The following is a 17,611-nucleotide window of genomic DNA, read 5'->3' as shown; positions in this document are numbered from 1 at the left end:
CCGCTCACCGCACCCGGAAGACCGGCCCACGCGGGGTGAACGGCAGGCGTCGGCCCTGCGGGATCAGGTAGGCGTGTTCCCGGCGGATCCGCAGGACGTCGCACCAGCCGTCGGTGATGACCAGCACCGGTGCGCCGGGCGGGAAGTCGTCGGCGCGGTGCAGCAGGTCGACGCCGGGCTGGAGGACCGTGCCGCCGCGGCCGTGCACGCGGACCCGGCCCGCGATCTCGGTGACCGGCAGATAGCCGGCGTCGTGCGGCGCGGCGTCGCAGAACACGACCCGGGCGGCGGGCACGTCGCGGGCCTCGGCGTAGGAGGCGATGGCGCCGAGGGCCTTGCCGAGGAGGGTGCGGTCCATGGAGCCGGAGGTGTCCAGGACGACGCCGAAGGTGCAGCGGGCGATCTCCTCCGGCGGGAAGTACCGGCCCGCGCGCGGGATGTCGGGGGTGGAGGCCTGGCGCCGCGAAGGCCGGGCGTACGACCGCAGCGGCACCGGGCGGGGTACGAACTCGTCGAACCAGCGGGCCAGTTGAGCGTCCCACGGCAGGGGCGGATGGCTGAGCGCGCGGATCTCCTCGACCAACCCGGCGGGCAGGTATCCGCGTTCCTGGCGGTGGTGCAGGTCGAGGCCCTGGGCGAGCCCGCGCCGGTAGAAGCCGTCGAGGTCGACGCAGTCCCGGGGAGAGCCGAGCGGGGTGCCGAGGACGTCGCCGGCGCCCCGGCCGCGCGGGGTGGCCAGCCGGCGCATCCGGCGCAGGTCGCCGGCGATGCGGTCGTAGACCTCCTCGGCGGACAGGCCGGTCAGCTCCGGGTCGTACAGCAGTCCTTCGGGCATGGTGCCGACGCGCATGGCGCGCAGCCAGTCGTTGACGACGTAGTCGCAGGCGACGTTGAAGAGGTACGGGTCGCGGGCGCCGAGGCGGTCGCCGTGGCGCAGGGCCGCGTGCAGCATCTCGTGGGCGAGCACGAACCGCCATTCCTCGTCGTCGAGCCGGTACAGCGGGTTGACGTAGATCTCGCCGGCCTCGGCGTTGACGGCGGCGATCTGGATGCCGTGGGCGCGGGCGAGTTCGGCGTCGGCGACGAGCCGGATGCCGGCCGCGATGGCGCCGAGCAGCGGGTAGGAGGAGATGAACCAGCTCAGCGCGCGTTCCCAGGGGCGCGTGGGCTCGAGGTCGGCGTCCAGGGAGGCGCGGCGGCCGCCCGCCATGTCCATCGCGGCGGACACGGTCCGGGTCAGGGCGGTGGCGAACGCCAGCTGCCGGTCGGGGGGCTGCCCGTTGCGCCGGGTGTCCCAGGGCAGCAGCAGCTGGTCGGGCTCCGGGCCCGCGGTGCCGCAGCGCTGGCATGCGGCCGGGAGGCCGGTGCGGCGCCAGCGGGCGGCGAGCCGCTCCTCGTCGCCGTCGGGGTGGGTCAGCGGGTGGTCCTCGGGCGCCGTGCCCACCGGCAGCGTCAGCAGAAACCGGTTCACGACCGTGCAGCGGGCGGCGAGGTCGTAGCGGTCGGGCTGGACGCGGGCGCCGGGGGCGGCCGGGAGGTGGCCGAAGCCGAGGTGGAGGGCGGCGTGGGCGAGGGACCAGGCCCACAGGGCGGGGTCGGCGATGCGGGCCGGGTGGACGTGGACCGTGCCGTCGGAGTCGACGCGCACGAGTCCGTCGCGGGGCGCCAGCGCGCACTCCTCGCTCCGGCAGACGCCGAAGGAGACGGCGTTCAGCGCGGAGTTGCCGCGTGTCAGTGCGAGGCCCGTCTCGAACGCCTCCTTCGCGAGGTCGCGCTTCTTCTTCGCGCGTTCGGCCCGGCTCACCGGCGCGCCTCGACCAGCCGGGGCATGTCCCGGGCCGCCTCCACCAGGAACCAGGCGGGCAGCACGGGGTTGCCGTCGGCGTCGGAGGCGATGACGGTCTGGGCGACCTCGACGGAGATCTCGGCGAGCTGGACGAGCAGCGCCTTGGCGCGGTACGCGATCTGCCGGCCGTTCGCCGACATGTGCTCCTTGGACGCGGGGAGTTCCTTGACCAGCCGGCCGCGGAACGAGTCGGCGAGGTAGTAGAGCAGGTCGCGGTCCTCGACGCGGTGCGGCCAGGAGGCCTCGCCCTTGAGGACGGCCTCGATGCCGTACCGGCTGCGGACGATCTTGACGTAGCCGCAGAAGGCGGTGGCGTGCGCGGGCGTCAGCGTGCCGTGGGCGAGGACCTTGAGGGTGTCCTCGTCGAGGTCGCGTCCGAAGGAGTGCAGGGCGTCGGAGAGCATGTGCCAGGAGCGGGGCGTCGAGAACGGCTCCTCGGTCTTCGGCGGCTTGGACCACAGGTGGTCGGGGCGGTCGGTGAGGTGGTCGAGGATCCACGGGTGGATGCCGTGTCCGGCCGCCCAGGCCAGCCAATCCCTCGGGGACGCCTCCAGGTGCACATGGGCGAGGCGGTTGACCAGCGCGGAGGCGATCGGCCGGGCGAGCGCGTTGTCGGTGGCCCGGTTCCCGGCGCCGATCACGATCGAGCCCTTGGGCAGCTCGTAGGTGCCGATCCGGCGGTCCAGGATCAGCGAGTAGAACGCTTTCTGCACGTCCGGCGTGGCCGCGTTCAGCTCGTCCAGGAACAGGCAGTACGGCTCGTCGCGGGCGATCGCCTCCGGCGGGCAGAACACCGACCGTCCGTCACGGATCTGCGGGACGCCGATCAGGTCCTCCGGCGCCAGCTGGGTGCCGAGCAGGCTCACGCACTCCAGGCCCAGCGACTCGGCGAACTCCCGGACCAGGGAGGACTTTCCGATGCCGGGAGCGCCCCAGAGGAACACCGGCCGGACGGTGGCGAGGCCGAGGAGGAGTTCGGGGACGCGGGCGGGAGTGACCGTGACGGCTGCCTGCAAAGGAGAGGCTCCTTGGAAGGGAGGGGAGGGCGACACGGTCAGTGTGTGCGTACGGCCCCGTGGACGCAGCCGATTTTCAGGCGGCCCGCTCCTCCGGCGCCGTCTCCAGCGGTACCTGGGGCCCGTCGGACTCGCGCAGCCAGCGGCGCAGCACGCGGTGGATGTGCTCGGCGCCGGCCAGCACCTCGCCGTCCCCGACGGGCTCGGACAGGGCGAGCGGGGACAGCAGGAACGGCCGGGACTGGGCGCCGCCGAGCCCGCCGTGGGAGCCGATCTGCTCCTCGAAGGCGAGGACCTCGCCGTCGGCCGGGTCGTGGAAGGAGTTGACCATGATGTCGGCGGTGTGCGGGAAGGAGTGGGTGCGGCGTACGGCGTCGGCGGCGCCGGGCCCGAACGCGGCCAGCGGGCCGGGGGACTCGTCCAGCCGGTCCAGGGGGATCTCGGCGGCCTGCGCGCCGAGGACGAGCCCGCCGTGCTCTTCGCTGCGGACCAGCAGGAAGCCGATGCCGGGGTGGTTGGCGAGGGTGGCGAGCAGGGCGGGGTGGCGGGCGTCGATCTCCTCCTTGCTCATCCGGTGCGGGACGTCCGGGAAGGAGATCAGGCCGAGGTTGCCGGAGGCCAGCACGATCGGCTCCGAACGGCGGGACGGGCGGTGCTTGTCGCCGCCCTCCTCCACCGGCCGGCGCAGGGCCGCGCGGACGGCGGCGCGGGCCTCGGCACCGCTGTGGGTCCGCTCGGCCCTTCTCGGCACGGGCAGCCCGCAGCCGGCCCGGACCAGGTCACCGAGGGTGAGGCCGTAGCGGGCGTGGAAGGTCTCGCCGGGGCTCTGCCCGTGGTCGGACAGGACGACGATCCGGTACGGGCGGGGGGCGTGCTCGGCGACCTTCTCGATGAGGGCGAGCGCCCGGTCGAGGCGGCCGAGGACCTGTTCGGTGTCCCGGCCGAGCGGCCCGGAGTGGTGCGCCACCTCGTCGTAGGCGACCAGGTCGGCGTAGACGGCGCTGCGGCCCGCGAGCAGGTCGCCCGTCACAGCCGCGACCACGACGTCCCGTTCGACGACGGTCGCGAAGGCGCGCACCAGCGGGTAGAGGCCGCCGCGCTTCACGCGCGGGCGTTCCTCGCGCAGCCGGGCCCGGGTGGACTGGCCGATCTCGCGGGCCACCTCGGCGACGAAGGACAGCGCGGTGCGCACGGCGTTGGCCGGGTCGGAGAAGTAGGCGAAGTAGCCGGCCCGGGAGCGGGTCTCGCGGCTGCGCCGGCGGGCGGCGATGGAGAGCACGAGGGCCTGCTCGTCGGCGCCGCCGCTGAAGAGGTTGCCGCGGCTCGCGCCGTCGACGGTCAGCAGGCCGCCGTCGCCGGTGCGGGCGACGGCGCGGCGCTGGAGTTCGGCGGCGCTGGTGGGCCGGTTGCAGACCATGACCTCCCGGGTGTCCTTCTCGTACCAGCGGAAGGCGGGGACGTCGTGGCTGCTGCCGTGCAGGATGCCGAGCTGGCTGGCGCCGGTCTGGCTGGACCAGTCGGTGTGCCAGGGGGTGAGCCGGTGGGTGGGGCGGTGGGCGGGGCTGTGGGCGGGGAGCCCGCCGGGGTCCCCGGGGTCCTCCCCCAGCCAGCGGGCGACCGTCGGCATCAGGCCCTTGTGGACGGCGGCGGCCAGCACGTCGTGGCCTACGCCGTCGAGCTGGAGAAAGACGGTGCCGGGGGTGGCGGGGCAGGGCGGCCCGCCGCGGCGCCGGCGGTCGGCGAGCCGGTACAGCCGCCGGCGGTAGGCGTCGTCGTCGCGGACGGCCAGGGCACCGCCGGTCGCCGAGGCGACGGCGGACATCACGGCGGCGACGATGACGGCGGTCTCGGGCGCGGCCTCGGTCTGCCCGGAGGGCGTCAGCCGCAGGGCTATCAGCAGCAGCGAGCCGTTGAGGAAGAACACCAGCAGGCCCAGGACCAGCGCGGGCACGAGCAGCAGCAGCCGGACCAGCAGCGGCCAGACCAGCGCCGACAGGACACCGAAGACGCCGGCGCCGACGGCCGCGGTGACGGCGATGGTGGTGGCGCTGTCGCCGTCGGCGGACTGGAGGCGGAAGTCCGGAAGGATCCCCGCGAGCACCAGCATCGTCAGGGTGGAGACGGCCCACACCGTGAGACTCCGCCCGATCTGGCTGACGGCCCGCCGCCACCGCACCCCACGCACGCCCCGTCCACCTCGCGTTCCGGCCCCGACGCCCGCGGGGGCCGTCCCCACCCTGTCACACCGGGCCGGCGGGCACCCGCGGTCAGCGGCCGTCGTACCCGGCGGTCGGCATCGACAGGCGCCGGTGCACGCGGGCCTTCATCTGCGCGTCGTAGGCGGGTTCGGCGTACCCGACGGTCTCCACCCGCACCCCGCGCCGGGCGCACTCCTCGGTGAACTCCTCGACGTCCGACAGGGCGCTCTCCAGCACGCGGCGGCTGGGCGCGACGAACAGGTCGACGCCGGGCCGGACGCCGTCCCACAGCACACCGTGGTCGGCGCGCAGCCCGCGCACCAGCAGCTCCCGGCTGACGACGTAACCGCGCTGGGCGGCCCAGCGCGAGCACATCGCGTGCTGGCTGCGGGAGTCCACCAGGAAGGGATCGTCGTCCAGTTCCTCGAGCGGCGTCAGACTCGCGATCGCCGTGACCCGCACCGGTCCCATGGCGTCCCCCTCACCTCCGGGTTTCGCCGCCGACCCTACTCCTGCCCGTAGGCTTCGGGGGAGTCGCGCGAAGGAGGCAAAGAGGTGCCGGTGGAGATCACCTGGTGGGGTCACGCGACCTGCACGGTCGAGGATTCGAACGTGCGCGTGCTGACCGATCCTCTGTTCGCCCGCCGGCTCGCCCATCTGCGCCGCCGCCGAGGTGCGCCGCCCCCGCCCGAGGCCTGGCGCGCGGACGTGGCGCTCGTCTCCCATCTGCACGCCGACCACCTCCATGTGCCCTCGCTGGCGCGCCTCGCGCCGGGCACGCGCCTGCTGGTGCCCCGGGGTGCCTCGCGCGCCGTCCCCGCGCTGCGCCGGCTGCGCCATCTGCGGGTCGGCGAGCTGGCGCCCGGTGACGTGGTCACCGTCGGCGGCCTGCGGATACGGGCCGTACCCGCGCGCCACGACGGGCGGCGGCTGCCGGTCGGCCCGCACCGCTCCCCCGCGCTCGGGTACGTCGTGGAGGGCGAGGCACGGACGTACTTCGCCGGGGACACCGGCCTGTTCGAGGACATGGCCCGGGAGGTCGGGCCGGTCGACGTGGCGCTGCTGCCGGTGGGCGGCTGGGGTCCCTACCTCGGCGAGGGGCATCTGGACGCGGGGCGGGCGGCGGAGGCACTGGCCCGGCTGGCGCCGCGCAGCGCGGTGCCGGTGCACTACGGCACATACTGGCCGATCGGCATGGACGCCGTGCGCCCCCATGAGTTCCATGCGCCGGGCGATGAGTTCGTGCGCCTCGCGGCGGAGCGTGCGCCCCGGGTGGCGGTGCACCGGCTCGGGCACGGGGAGAGCGTGCGCCTGGAGGTCGCGCGGTGAGGTGGTGGCTCGCGGCCGCCGCGACGACGGCGCCGACGGCGTCCACGCAGGCGCTCGGCTATCCCTCGCTGTTCCTGCTGGTGCTGATCGGGGCGCTGGTTCCGGTGGTGCCGACGGGGGCGCTGGTGAGTTCGGCGGCCGTGGTGGCGTTCCATCAGGCGGAGCCGTTCTCGCTGGCGCTGGTGTTTCTGACGGCGTCGCTCGCGGCGTTCTGCGGGGACGCGACGCTGTACTGGCTGGGGCAGCGCGGGATGCGCTCGCGCAACGGCTCGCGCTGGCTGGAGGCGATCCGGTCGCGGGCCCCGGAGGAGCGGCTGACGGGGGCGCAGGACAAGCTCGCCGAACACGGGACCACGGTGCTGGTGCTGTCCCGGCTGGTGCCGGCCGGCCGGATCCCCGTGATGCTGGCCTGTCTGATGGCCGAGTGGCCGCTGCGCCGCTTCGCGCGCGGCAATCTGCCGGCCTGTCTGGCCTGGGCGGTGACCTACCAGCTGATCGGGATCGTCGGCGGCTCCCTGTTCGCCGAGCCGTGGGAGGGCGTGGTCGCGGCGGTCGCACTGACGGTACTGATCAGCGCGGCCCCGAGCGTGTGGCGACGCCTGCGGGGGACGCGCGCCGTCTAGGAAACGTCCTGCGCGGAAGGGCCGGTTCGGTCGCCGCGCGGGGTGGCTCCCGCCGCGGTGAGGGCGGCGGCCGTCTCCGGGTGGGGGCCGTGCTCGGCCCACTCCAGGGGCGTCCAGCCCGTGCCGTGGTCCTCGGGCAGGTTCGGGTCGGCGCCTGCGGACAGCAGGACGCGCACGGTCTCGGTGTACCCCCAGCAGGCGGCGCCGCACAGGGGCGTGCCCTCCGAGCCGTGCCCGCTCTCGGCGTCCGGGTCGGCGCCCGCCGCCAGGAGCAGGCGGGCGGTCTCCGCGTCCCCCTGCACGGCCGCCTGGTACAGCGGGGTGGTGCCGTCGGCGTCGGCGCGCCGTGGGTCGGCCCCGGCCCGCAGCAGCGCCTTCACCTGCGACACGTCGCCCAGGAGGGCCGCTGTGACGAGTCTGCCGCTGAGTTTCTTGCCGCGCCGCCGGTTCATGATCCGCGATCCTCCAGGGCTCCGGGCGGCTCGCGCAACGCGTTATCCGAGCACCCGTGAGGCCCCCACCGGCAGGTCCCACAGGTCCTCGCGGTCCCGCCCGGCCCGCGCCCAGGCCGCCCGCACCCGGTCGAGGGGTTCCAGGACGGGCTCGGCGGACAGCACGAACGTCCCCCAGTGCATGGGGGCCATCCGGCGCGCCCCCAGGTCGAGGGCGGCCCGCACGGCCTCGTCCGGGTCGCAGTGGACGTCGCTGAGCCACCAGCGGGGGGCGTAGGCGCCGATGGGCAGCAGGGCGAGGTCGATGCCGGGGTGGCGCTGTCCGATCCGGGAGAACCAGTGACCGTAACCGGTGTCGCCGGCGAAGTACACGCGTCGCCCGTCGGGCGCGGTGAGGACCCAGCCGCCCCACAGCGAGCGGCAGGTGTCGGTGAGGGTGCGCTTGGACCAGTGGTGGGCGGGGACGAAGTCGAAGCGTACGCCGGACAGTTCGGCCGCCTCCCACCAGTCCAGCTCGGTGACGCGGGTGAACCGGCGGCGGTGGAACCAGCGTCCGAGCCCGGCGGGCACGAACACCGGTGTGTCGCGCGGGAGCCGGCGCAGCGTCGGCGCGTCCAGATGGTCGTAGTGGTTGTGGCTGATGACGACCGCGTCGACGGGCGGCAGCGCCCGCCAGGGGATGCCGACGGGGGTGATCCGGGCCGGGGTGCCGAGGATACGGCGCGACCAGACCGGGTCGGTGAGGACGGTCAGACCGCCGACGTGCAGCACCCAACTGGCGTGCCCCGCCCAGGAGACGGCGACGGCGCGGGCGTCCACGCGGGGCAGCGGAGCGGGGGCGAAGGGCAGCCGGGGGATGTCGGCGAGGCCCTCCTTGCCGGGGCGTACCGAGCCCTCGCGAGCGAAGCGGGCGAGGGCTCTGAGGTCGGGCAGCGGGGCGGTCAACCGGTCGTGGAAGGTGCGCGGCCACACCCGCCGTTCGCCCGGCGGGCGGGGTTCGGCGAGCGGCGGGAACGGGGGCATGAGGGGGGACGGCGGGACGGCGGGGAGGGCGGTGTCCCGGGTGGTCACCGCGCTGGTCGTGGTCGGCTCGGACCGCTGCGTCATCGAGGAGGCTCCCATCGCCGGGCGTCGTCACGGAGATCGTCGAAGACCGACTTCAGATGCGTCAGCGCGCGGTGCACGTGCGGCAGTTCCAACGGCGTGGGGGACGTGAGGCATTCCGCGCGCAGCGCGTCGGTGGCACCGAGCAGCGCGCCGGTGGACAGGCGCACGCGCAGCGCCGCGAGGTCGTCCCCGAAGCGGTGGCCGCCCGGCGCGGGCATCCCGAGCCGGGCGGAGAGGAAGTCCTCCAGGTCCTGCGCGTCCCCGACACCGCGCGGGGACAACGCGTCGCGCAGGGGTTCGAGGTCGACGTACAGATGCCGTCCCGCTTCGGGCGGCCGGACGAGGGCGCCCGCGCCGGCCACGGCCGCGTGCGCCGCCTCGGCCACCCGCGCGTGCAGGCGTACGGCGGCGGCGACCCGCTCGGTGACCGGCGCGGGCTCGGTCAGGGCGTGCGCGGCGGCCGCGGCGACCGGGGCGGCCACGCGCGCGTCGAGGGCGGTGAGGACGTCGAGCACGCGCGCGTGCAGGTCGTCCCCGGCGGCCGAGGCGGGGAAACGGGCGACGGCGGCCGGCCAGCCGACGGGCAGCAGGGCCCCGGCCAGGTCGGTGACGACGGTGACCCCTTCGGGCAGCATCTCGGCGGGGCTGACCAGCACCGTGTCGTGCGGGGCGTGCACGGTGTCGCGCCAGGTCTCGTCGCTGACCAGGTGCAGCCCCTCCCCGGCGGCTGCCTCCACGGCCTCGTGCAGCACCTCCGGCGGCGCCACGGTGGCGGTGGGGTCGTCGGCGACGGAGAGCACCAGCAGCCTCGGGTCGCCGCCCTCGGCGCGCACCCGGCGCACGGTCTCCAGCAGCGCGTACGGGTCGGGGACGCCGCCGCACTCGGCGGGCGTCGCCACATGGAACAGCGGCCGGCCCAGCAGTCGCGCGTACGGCGCCCACCAGGCCGCGCACGGCCGGGGCACCAGGACGTCACCGCCGAGCGCGGCGGTCAGCGCGAGCAGCAGCGGGGGCGCGCCGGGACCGGCCACGATCCGGGCGGGCGCGGCGGGGATGCCGCGCCGCTCCCAGTAGCCGCCCGCGGCCTCCAGCAGGCCCGGGCCGCCGCCGACGCGCTCGCCGTCGCCGCGGTGGGCGGCCTCGGCGAGGACGGCGGCGAGTTCGGGCGGCACGGGCAGTCCGTCCGAGGGGAGCGGGGGGCCGTAGCGGACCGGCCCGTGGCCTTCCGGTTCCGTGCGCCGCATGGGGTCCTCCGCGCAGTCCGTCCCTGATGCCCTGTGCCTGGTGGTGCGTGACCTGTCGTCCGGGGCCGGGTGGGGCCCCGGGGCTGTGCGTACGCCGTGGGGCCCCGCCCCCTGGCCGCCCGATCGCGTCGCGCCGGTCACAGCGCGGGCCCGGCCGGCGGCTGGGCGCGGTCAGGCGTCTCTCGCGGAGCCGCGGCGGCACAGCCGGTGCACGGCGGCGCCCAGCGCGCCGGCGATCAGCACACCGCCGGCGACCAGGGCGGGCACGGAGTCCGCGAAGGTGCCGCCGGTACCGGCCCGTACACCGTGCTCGACGGTCGCCGGGGCACAGGGGTCGGTGCGGGCCGCGGTGCCGTAGGGCTGCGCGGAGGGGGCGCACGGGTGGTGGGTGGGGGCGGGCGTCGGGCAGTCGGCGGGGTGGGCGCAGGTGTGGCCGGTCTCGCAGGACGAGCCGCTCCGGTCGTACGCCGGTGTGCAGGGCTGACTGCCACCACCGCCGGCCCGGGTGATGTCGAAGGTGGCGCTCCAGGGGCTGCCCTGTCCGCCGGGCGGCGCCGGACAGGTGCCGTCGACGGTCCAGGCGGTGTCCGGGCCGACCCCCTCGTCCGCGTCCGGGTCGGCGGCGGGGCCGCTGCGGGCGGTGCCGGTGTAGGCGGGCCCGGCGGCCGTGTCGTCGGTGCCGGTGACCCGGTTGAGGCGGACGGTGCCGTCCGCGAAGGCCAGGGAGGAGGCGTCGATGGTCTCGGGGGCGGGGCCGCCGAGCGGGTCGCAGGACACCGAGACGGTGACGCTGCCGCCCGGGTCGACGCTGCCCGGGCTGACCTCCGCCGCCGGATCCGCGGACGCGACCGGGCCGGCGGCGGCCAGCAGGGCACCGGCCAGGGCGACGGCGGACAGAAGTGGGGCGGTGCGGCGCATGGAGCGGCTCCTTCGGCCGACGGCTGCGGGCGGGGGCGGCGTGACAGCCCCGCGACCATCACAGCCCGCACCGGCCCGTGCCGCGCGCGGCCGGACCCCATTCGCGGGACGGGGCCCGCCATGCGGGTGACGTTCCGGGAGCGCCCGGACAGGCGCCAGGACAGGCCCCAACCGCCCGTCCGGCGGTCCTTGGGAGCCAGTCCCTGCGAGCCGGTCTCTGGGAGCCGGCCCCTAGGAGCCGGTGCCGCTCGTCGGCTCCCGGCCCCACTTGCCGACCGGGGTCTCGGCCCGGCCCGCCGGGGCCCGGCGGGCGCCGTCGCACGCGGCGGCGCGGTCCCGGGCTCCCTCGCGGGTGCGGCCCGGGGCCACGAAGCGGCGCGGGTTGCGGCGCAGGTACTCGCCCTCGAGCCGGGCCATACGGTCGTTGTGGGCGCGCAAGGCGTCGTTCGAGCCGTACAGCAGGGTGTCGTGGCGCGTGCGGTGGATCGTCTCCAGCTCTTTCATGAGCTGCTGGTCGTCCAGCCGGTCCGGGTCGACTCCGGTCATGGTGGTGCCCCGCTCGTCGTTCCGAGTTCTGCCTCCACTGTACGAACATTCGCACCGGTGGGCCCCCGCACGGAGCACGGCGTCCTACCTGGCCCGCTCCACGCGCCGCTCGTCCCACACCGGCTCCGGGGTCTCGCGGACCCGGCCGTCGCTGCCGAAGACCAGGTAGCGGTCGAAGGAGCGGGCGAACCAGCGGTCGTGGGTGACGGCGAGGACCGTGCCGTCGAAGGCCTCCAGGCCTTCCTGGAGCGCCTCGGCGGACTCCAGGTCGAGGTTGTCGGTCGGCTCGTCGAGGAGCAGGGCGGTGACGCCCTCCAGTTCCAGCAGCAGGATCTGGAAGCGGGCCTGCTGGCCGCCGGAGAGCCGGTCGAAGGTCTGCTCGGCCTGCTGGGTCAGCTCGTAGCGGCGCAGCCGGGACATGGCCGCGCCCCGGTCCTGGGAGTGCTCCTGCCAGAGGATGTCGAGGAGGGGGCGGCCCTGGAGTTCGGGGTGGGCGTGGGTCTGGGCGAAGTGCCCGGGGACGACCCGCGCGCCGAGCTTCCACGCGCCCGTGTGCGCCACGTCGTCGCCGGCCAGCAGCCGCAGGAAGTGCGACTTGCCGGAGCCGTTGGAGCCGAGGACGGCGACCCGCTCGCCGTAGAAGACCTCCAGGTCGAAGGGTTTCATCAGGCCGGTCAGTTCGAGCCCCTGGCAGGTGACGGCCCGTACCCCGGTGCGGCCGCCCTTGAGGCGCATGGTGATGTCCTGCTCGCGCGGCGGCTCCGGCGGCGGGCCGGCCTCCTCGAACTTGCGCAGCCGGGTCTGGGCGGCCTGGTAGCGGGAGGCCAGCTCATGGCTGATGGAGGCGGCCTGGCGGAGGTTCAGGACGAGCTTCTTCAGCTGGGCGTGCTTCTCGTCCCAGCGGCGGCGCAGCTCCTCGAAGCGGGCGAAGCGTTCGCGGCGGGCCTCGTGGTAGGTGGCGAAGCCGCCGCCGTGCACCCAGGCGTCGGCGCCGGTCGGCGAGGGCTCCACGGAGACGATCTTCTCGGCGGCGCGGGAGAGGAGTTCGCGGTCGTGGGAGACGAAGAGGACCGTCTTGCGGGTCTCCTTCAGCCGCTCCTCCAGCCACCGCTTGCCGGGGACGTCGAGGTAGTTGTCGGGCTCGTCGAGCAGCAGCACCTCGTCGGTGCCGCGCAGCAGCGCCTCCAGCACGAGCCGCTTCTGCTCACCGCCGGAGAGCGTGCGCACCAGCCGGAACTGCGCCTTGTCGTACGGCATGCCGAGCGCGGCCGTGGTGCACATGTCCCACAGCGTCTCGGCCTCGTAGCCGCGCACCTCGGCCCAGTCGGAGAGGGCCTGCGCGTACTGGAGCTGGGCTGCCTCGTCGTCGACGGTCATGATCGCGTGCTCGGCCTTGTCGACGGCCTTCGCGACCTCCTGGATGCGCGGCGAGGACACCGACACCAGCAGGTCCCGTACGGTCGTCTCGTCCCGTACGGAGCCCACGAACTGGCGCATCACGCCGAGTCCGCCGCTGACGGTGACGGTGCCGCCGTGCGGCTTCAGCTCTGCGGAGATCAGCCGCAGCAGGGTGGTCTTGCCGGCGCCGTTGGGTCCGACCAGGGCCACCACGGCCCCTTCGCCCACCCGGAAGGAGACGTCGCCGAGCAACGCCCTCCCGTCGGGGAGGTAGTACTCGAGGTGCGCGGCTTCCAGATGTCCCATGAGGAGGCATTCTGCGGTCCGGCCACGACCGGCGGCAAACCGATAAGCGGCCGGGAGCAGGGAGCATGCGGCCGGCACCAGGGTCCTGCGGCCGGGATCCGACGCGCCGCGGCCCGCTTTGCGGATTCAGCCGCGCGCCGCCAGGCCCTCCCCCGCCGGTCCGCTCTCCCCCGTCGGTCCGCTCTCCCGCGCCGGGGTCACCGTGGCGCCCGCCCAGCTGAGGGCCTTCCAGCCGTCCGTCGGGGAGCCCTCCAGGATCACCGTGCCGGTGTTGGCGAGGCGGTGGGCGGCGGCGAAGGCGACGTCGACGTTGTCGGCCCGGGCGGCGGCCCAGGCACGGATCGCGGCGCCGTGGCTGACCAGGGCGACCGTGCCCGCGCCGCTCGCCGCGGCCTCGGCGACCACGGCGTCGTAGCGCGCCAGGAACTCCACGCCGGTCTCCCCGCCAGGCATGCGCAGCTCCACGTCGCCCGCGGCCCAGGCGAACGCCGTACGCATGTACCGCCCGCTCTGCGGTGAGTCGCCGGGCGCCATCTCCAGGTCGCCGGCGGAGATCTCCCGAATGCCGTCGCGGACACGCACGTCGAGGCCGTGGGCGGCGGCCAGCGGCGCCGCGGTGAGCTGGGTGCGCACGAGGGTGGAGGCGTACAGGGCCTCGACGTCCTCGCCGGCGAGGGCCTGCGGCAGGGCGGCGGCCTGCCGTTCGCCCAGCTCGGTCAGACCCGGTCCGGGGACGGCGGTGTCCAGCAGGTACTCCACGTTCGTGGGGGTCTGGCCGTGGCGGACGAGCAGCAGTCGCATGCAGTGACCCTCCGGAGTCGGATACCGCGGATGCCGCGGACACCGCCCCCGCGCCCGGAAACGGCCACCTCAGCGTACCCGTCGGGACCGGCGCCGGGACAGGCGCCGAGACACCTCCGCCGTCCGCATCGTGAAACAAACGGTCTCAGTATGCGGCCATGAGCGTACGGTGACCTGTGTCGCCCGGGCCTCCCCGGAGGCCGGGTCCGGTACGCCGAGAAGGGGTAGAGCCATGCCGAAGGCGCAGGAGACCGCCGTCTACACGCACGGGCACCACGAGTCGGTGCTGCGATCGCACACCTGGCGGACCGCCGCCAACTCCGCGGCCTATCTGCTCGGCGCGCTGAAGCCGCACATGCGGATCCTGGACATCGGCTGCGGGCCGGGCACCATCACCGCCGACCTGGCGGCCCTGGTCCCCGACGGGCACGTCACGGGCGTCGACCACGCGCCGGGCATCCTGGACCAGGCGCGTGCCACGGCCGCCGCCCGCGGTCTGGCCAACATCGACTTCGCGGTCGCGGACGTGCACGCCCTGGAGTACCCGGACGACACGTTCTGCGTGGTCCACGCCCACCAGGTGCTCCAGCACGTGGGCGACCCGGTGCTGGCGCTGCGCGAGATGCGGCGGGTGACCAAGCCGGGCGGGTACGTGGCCGTCCGCGACGCGGACTACGCGGCGATGACCTGGTACCCCGCGTCCCAGGGGATGGACGACTGGCTGGACCTGTACCGCCGGGTGGCCCGGGCCAACGGCGGTGAGCCGGACGCGGGGCGCCGGCTGAGGTCCTGGGCGCTGGCGGCCGGGTTCACCGACATCACGGCGACCTCCGGCACCTGGACGTTCAGCACCGCCGAGGAGCGGGCGTGGTGGAGCGGCCTGTGGGCCGACCGCACCCTGGCCTCCGCGTACGCGGAGCGCGCCACGGAGGGGGGTCACGCCACCGCGGACCAGCTGCGGGCGGTGTCACGGGCGTGGCGGGAGTGGGGCGAGCGCGAGGACGGCTGGTTCAGCGTCCTGCACGGGGAGATTCTGTGCCGGAAGGACGCCTGAGCCGCGGAATCGCAGTCACCCATTCACGCATTCACGCGGCCACGCATTCACGCGGCCACGCGGTCACGCGGCCACGCGGTCACGCATGCACGTCGTCCACGAAGGATTCCACGAAGGAATAGGCCGCCCACGGACCGGCGAGGTCGACGCGCGCTCCCGGAGCCTCGCCTCTCGCGCGGTCCACGATCTCGACGAATTCCTCGGATTTCATCCGGGGCACGAGATAGGCGGCGTCCAGGACGCTCTGCGGGACATCCGCCGGGGCGGTGATGCGCGTCGGGCGGAGCCGGGCGGCCTCGGCGTGCGCGGCGAGGGTCTCGTGCAGGCGGTCGGCGAACCCCTGGACCTGCTCCGTCCCGGCCCCGGACTCGCCGTACACCCGCACACCCCACTCGACCCGCCCCTCCAGCCGGTCCAGGGTGCGCCGGAAGTCCTCCTCGTGGTCCTGCATCATCACGCGCACCCCGCTGTCGTCGGGGAACACGGTGGCGGGGCGCAGCGGCAGCGGGGTGGTGACGGCGGTGAGCGCGTCGACCACCTGCTCGTGGGCGCGGGCGGTCTCGGTGAGCCAGTCGTGGTCCGCGAGGTGGTCGTGGAGCGGCTGCTCGGCGAAGTCGCGCTCCGGCACATGACTGACGACGGCGATCAGACCGTGGTGGGTGAGCGGACGAGGCGGATCGCCCGCGACGCCGGTGAGATCGGCCTGGAGAGGCGCGGCGAAAGGCCGGCAAACGGCGTAGACGTACCGCAGTCCCGTCATGACGACTCCTCCCGAACGTCCTCCCGGGCCTTGCGTGCCACGCGGCCCCGCCGGTCCGCGTGGCACCGGCCGCCCCGCCCCGCGGTCGAGCCCCGCTCCGTTCCGTCACGTCCTTCTCGTCCTCATCGTCCTCCCGGCCGCCGCCGGGCGCGAGCGCGCGGCGCTCACGGTACGACCGCGTGTTCCACCAGCAGCCGGGCGGACGCGGCGATGGAGTCGGCGTCGAGGCCCGCGGCGCGCAGCTGCTCCCGCGGGGACGCCGAGCCGGGCATCGTCCGGACGGCGAGCCGCACCAGGCGGGGCACGGGCCGTCCGTCGGTGAAGGCGTCGAGGACGGCGTCCCCGAGGCCGCCCTCCTCGTGGTGGTCCTCCACGGTCAGCAGACAGCCGGTCTCCTCGGCGGCCCGCCGCAGGACGGCCCGGTCGACGGGCTTGACCGAGTACAGGTCGACGACCCGCACCTCGATGCCCTCGCCGGCGAGGGCGTCGGCGGCCCGCAGCGCCTCGTGCACGGTGACGCCGGCCGCCACGACGGTCAGCCGGTCCCGGTCGGAGGAGCGCAGCACCTTGCTGCCGCCGACCGGGAACTCCTCGTCGGGCCCGTACAGCACCGGTCCGGCGCCGCGCGAGGTGCGCAGATAGCGGATGCCGTCGAGCCCGGCCATGGCGGTGACGAGCCGGGCGGTCTGGTGGGCGTCGCACGGATACAGCACGGTCGAGCCGTGCACGGCCCGGAACATCGCCAGGTCCTCCAGCCCCATCTGCGACGGCCCGTCCTGACCGATGGCCACTCCGGCGTGCGAGCCGACCAGGTTGATCCCGGCCCCGCTGACCGACGCCATCCGCACGAAGTCGTACGCCCGGGTCAGGAAGGCCGCGAACGTGGAGGCGTACGGCACCCAGCCGCGCGCCGCCATCCCGACGGCGGCGGCGACGAGCTGCTGCTCGGCGATGTAGCACTCGAAGAACCGCTGCGGGTGTTCCTTGGCGAAGTACTCGGCGCGGGTGGAGTCGCTCACCTCGCCGTCGAGGGCGACGACGTCCTCGCGGGCGGTGCCGAGGGCGGCGAGGGCCTGCCCGTAGGCGTCGCGGGTCGCGACCTCCTCGCCCTTCTCCCAGCGGGGCAGGTCGAGGCGGCCGGTGGGGACGGAGTGCAGCAGCCGGGCGGGCGCCGGTTCGTGCACCTGGACGCGCAGGTCGCGGATCCCGCCGAGTTCCGCGATCGCCTCGTCGGGCTCGGGCAGCGGCTTGCCGTGCAGGCCCTCGCGGTCCTGGACGGAGGCGACGCCCCTGCCCTTGAGGGTGCGGGCGAGGATCGCGGTGGGCTGTCCCCGGGTGGCGAGGGCCTCGCCGTAGGCGCGGTCGACGGCGTCCACGTCGTGCCCGTCGACCTGCACGGTGTGCCAGTCGAAGGCCTGGAAGCGGCGGGCGTAGGCGGCGAGGTCGTGGCCGTGCCGGGTGGGGCCGCGCTGGCCGAGCCGGTTGACGTCGACGATCGCGACGAGATTGTCCAGATGCTCGTGCCCGGCGTGCTCGGCCGCCTCCCACACGGAGCCCTCCGCCAGTTCGCTGTCCCCGCACAGCACCCACACCCGGGCGGCGGAGTGCTCCAGCCGTTTCACGGCCAGCGCGATGCCGACGCCCACGGGCAGGCCCTGGCCGAGCGACCCGGTGGCCGTCTCGACCCACGGCAGCCGGCGCGGGGTGGGGTGCCCTTCGAGGCGGCTGCCGAGGGTGCGGAAGGTGAGCAGTTCGTCGTCGTCGATGGCGCCGGCCGCCTTGTAGGCGGCGTAGAGCAGGGGCGAGGCGTGGCCCTTGGACAGGACGAAGCGGTCGTTGCCCAGGTGGGCGGGGCGGTCGAAGTCGTAGCGGAGGTGGTGCGCCAGCAGGACCGCCATCAGGTCCGCGGCCGACATCGAGGACGTCGGGTGCCCGGATCCCGCGGCGGCGGATGCGCGCACACTGTCCACGCGCAACTGCTGTCCGAGGTCGCTGAGTTCGGCGGTGTCCATC

At 75.1% G+C, this 17,611-nt stretch carries 16 protein-coding genes; 3 read left to right on the top strand and 13 right to left on the bottom strand.

What is annotated here, in order from left to right; all coding sequences use genetic code 11:
• Nucleotides 1-4 precede the first annotated feature (4 nt).
• The 4 genes from ACZ6D7_RS07320 to ACZ6D7_RS07305 form a co-directional block, all read right to left on the bottom strand.
• Nucleotides 5-1,804 carry a vWA domain-containing protein gene (locus tag ACZ6D7_RS07320; RefSeq protein WP_469484867.1) on the bottom strand — a complete coding sequence of 600 codons (1,800 nt, stop codon included), beginning with the start codon at nucleotides 1,802-1,804 and terminating at the stop codon, nucleotides 5-7.
• On the bottom strand, nucleotides 1,801-2,862 hold the full coding sequence (locus ACZ6D7_RS07315; RefSeq protein WP_469484864.1) for an ATP-binding protein: 1,062 nt from the start codon (nucleotides 2,860-2,862) through the stop codon (nucleotides 1,801-1,803). Before ACZ6D7_RS07315 ends, ACZ6D7_RS07320 begins: the two co-directional genes overlap by 4 nt.
• 76 nt (nucleotides 2,863-2,938) lie before the next feature.
• Nucleotides 2,939-4,993, bottom strand: a complete 2,055-nt coding sequence (locus ACZ6D7_RS07310; RefSeq protein WP_469485993.1) for a phage holin family protein — start codon at nucleotides 4,991-4,993, stop codon at nucleotides 2,939-2,941.
• A gap of 136 nt (nucleotides 4,994-5,129) precedes the next feature.
• The gene (locus ACZ6D7_RS07305; protein WP_469484859.1) at nucleotides 5,130-5,531 is read right to left on the bottom strand and encodes a hypothetical protein; all 402 of its coding nucleotides are present in this window, start codon (nucleotides 5,529-5,531) and stop codon (nucleotides 5,130-5,132) included.
• Between the two features lie 84 nt (nucleotides 5,532-5,615).
• Between ACZ6D7_RS07305 and ACZ6D7_RS07300 the strand changes: the two genes are divergently transcribed.
• Together ACZ6D7_RS07300 and ACZ6D7_RS07295 are read left to right on the top strand one after the other, a co-directional pair.
• Entirely contained in the window at nucleotides 5,616-6,389 is a 774-nt protein-coding gene (locus tag ACZ6D7_RS07300) for an MBL fold metallo-hydrolase (protein ID WP_469484856.1), read from the top strand.
• Complete coding sequence (locus ACZ6D7_RS07295) at nucleotides 6,386-7,012, top strand: DedA family protein (protein ID WP_469484853.1); 627 nt, start codon at nucleotides 6,386-6,388, stop codon at nucleotides 7,010-7,012. Before ACZ6D7_RS07300 ends, ACZ6D7_RS07295 begins: the two co-directional genes overlap by 4 nt.
• Here the strand turns inward: ACZ6D7_RS07295 and ACZ6D7_RS07290 are convergent.
• From ACZ6D7_RS07290 to ACZ6D7_RS07260, 7 genes are all read right to left on the bottom strand, one after another.
• On the bottom strand, nucleotides 7,009-7,464 hold the full coding sequence (locus ACZ6D7_RS07290) for an ankyrin repeat domain-containing protein (RefSeq protein ID WP_469484850.1): 456 nt from the start codon (nucleotides 7,462-7,464) through the stop codon (nucleotides 7,009-7,011). The genes ACZ6D7_RS07295 and ACZ6D7_RS07290 overlap by 4 nt on opposite strands.
• A gap of 42 nt (nucleotides 7,465-7,506) precedes the next feature.
• On the bottom strand, nucleotides 7,507-8,571 hold the full coding sequence (locus tag ACZ6D7_RS07285; protein WP_469484848.1) for an MBL fold metallo-hydrolase: 1,065 nt from the start codon (nucleotides 8,569-8,571) through the stop codon (nucleotides 7,507-7,509).
• Nucleotides 8,568-9,815, bottom strand: a complete 1,248-nt coding sequence (locus ACZ6D7_RS07280) for an aminotransferase class I/II-fold pyridoxal phosphate-dependent enzyme (protein ID WP_469484845.1) — start codon at nucleotides 9,813-9,815, stop codon at nucleotides 8,568-8,570. Before ACZ6D7_RS07280 ends, ACZ6D7_RS07285 begins: the two co-directional genes overlap by 4 nt.
• Before the next feature lie 171 nt (nucleotides 9,816-9,986).
• The gene (locus ACZ6D7_RS07275) at nucleotides 9,987-10,733 is read right to left on the bottom strand and encodes a hypothetical protein (protein WP_469484842.1); all 747 of its coding nucleotides are present in this window, start codon (nucleotides 10,731-10,733) and stop codon (nucleotides 9,987-9,989) included.
• Between the two features lie 231 nt (nucleotides 10,734-10,964).
• Complete coding sequence (locus ACZ6D7_RS07270) at nucleotides 10,965-11,279, bottom strand: DUF6158 family protein (RefSeq protein WP_469484839.1); 315 nt, start codon at nucleotides 11,277-11,279, stop codon at nucleotides 10,965-10,967.
• An 84-nt stretch (nucleotides 11,280-11,363) separates the two neighbouring features.
• Nucleotides 11,364-12,983: an ATP-binding cassette domain-containing protein gene (locus tag ACZ6D7_RS07265; RefSeq protein WP_469484835.1), complete on the bottom strand. Its 1,620-nt coding sequence runs from the start codon at nucleotides 12,981-12,983 to the stop codon at nucleotides 11,364-11,366.
• A gap of 126 nt (nucleotides 12,984-13,109) precedes the next feature.
• Nucleotides 13,110-13,784 carry a histidine phosphatase family protein gene (locus ACZ6D7_RS07260; RefSeq protein WP_469484833.1) on the bottom strand — a complete coding sequence of 225 codons (675 nt, stop codon included), beginning with the start codon at nucleotides 13,782-13,784 and terminating at the stop codon, nucleotides 13,110-13,112.
• 232 nt (nucleotides 13,785-14,016) lie between these two features.
• On the opposite strand from ACZ6D7_RS07260, the gene ACZ6D7_RS07255 reads away from it, so the two are divergent.
• A complete protein-coding gene (locus tag ACZ6D7_RS07255) occupies nucleotides 14,017-14,838 on the top strand; it encodes a class I SAM-dependent methyltransferase (protein WP_469484831.1) in 822 nt (273 codons plus the stop codon).
• Between the two features lie 79 nt (nucleotides 14,839-14,917).
• On the opposite strand, the gene ACZ6D7_RS07250 is transcribed toward ACZ6D7_RS07255, so the two are convergent.
• Nucleotides 14,918-15,598, bottom strand: a complete 681-nt coding sequence (locus tag ACZ6D7_RS07250; protein ID WP_469484828.1) for a GvpL/GvpF family gas vesicle protein — start codon at nucleotides 15,596-15,598, stop codon at nucleotides 14,918-14,920.
• 164 nt (nucleotides 15,599-15,762) lie between these two features.
• Nucleotides 15,763-17,610, bottom strand: coding sequence for a transketolase (locus tag ACZ6D7_RS07245; protein ID WP_469484826.1), 1,848 nt, complete (start codon nucleotides 17,608-17,610; stop codon nucleotides 15,763-15,765).
• Nucleotide 17,611 lies beyond the last annotated feature (1 nt).

It is taken from the genome of Streptomyces sp. NPDC041784, from assembly GCF_055591025.1.
The sequence above is the reverse complement of the archived record's forward strand: the minus strand, read 5'-3'. Positions and strand labels throughout refer to the sequence as shown.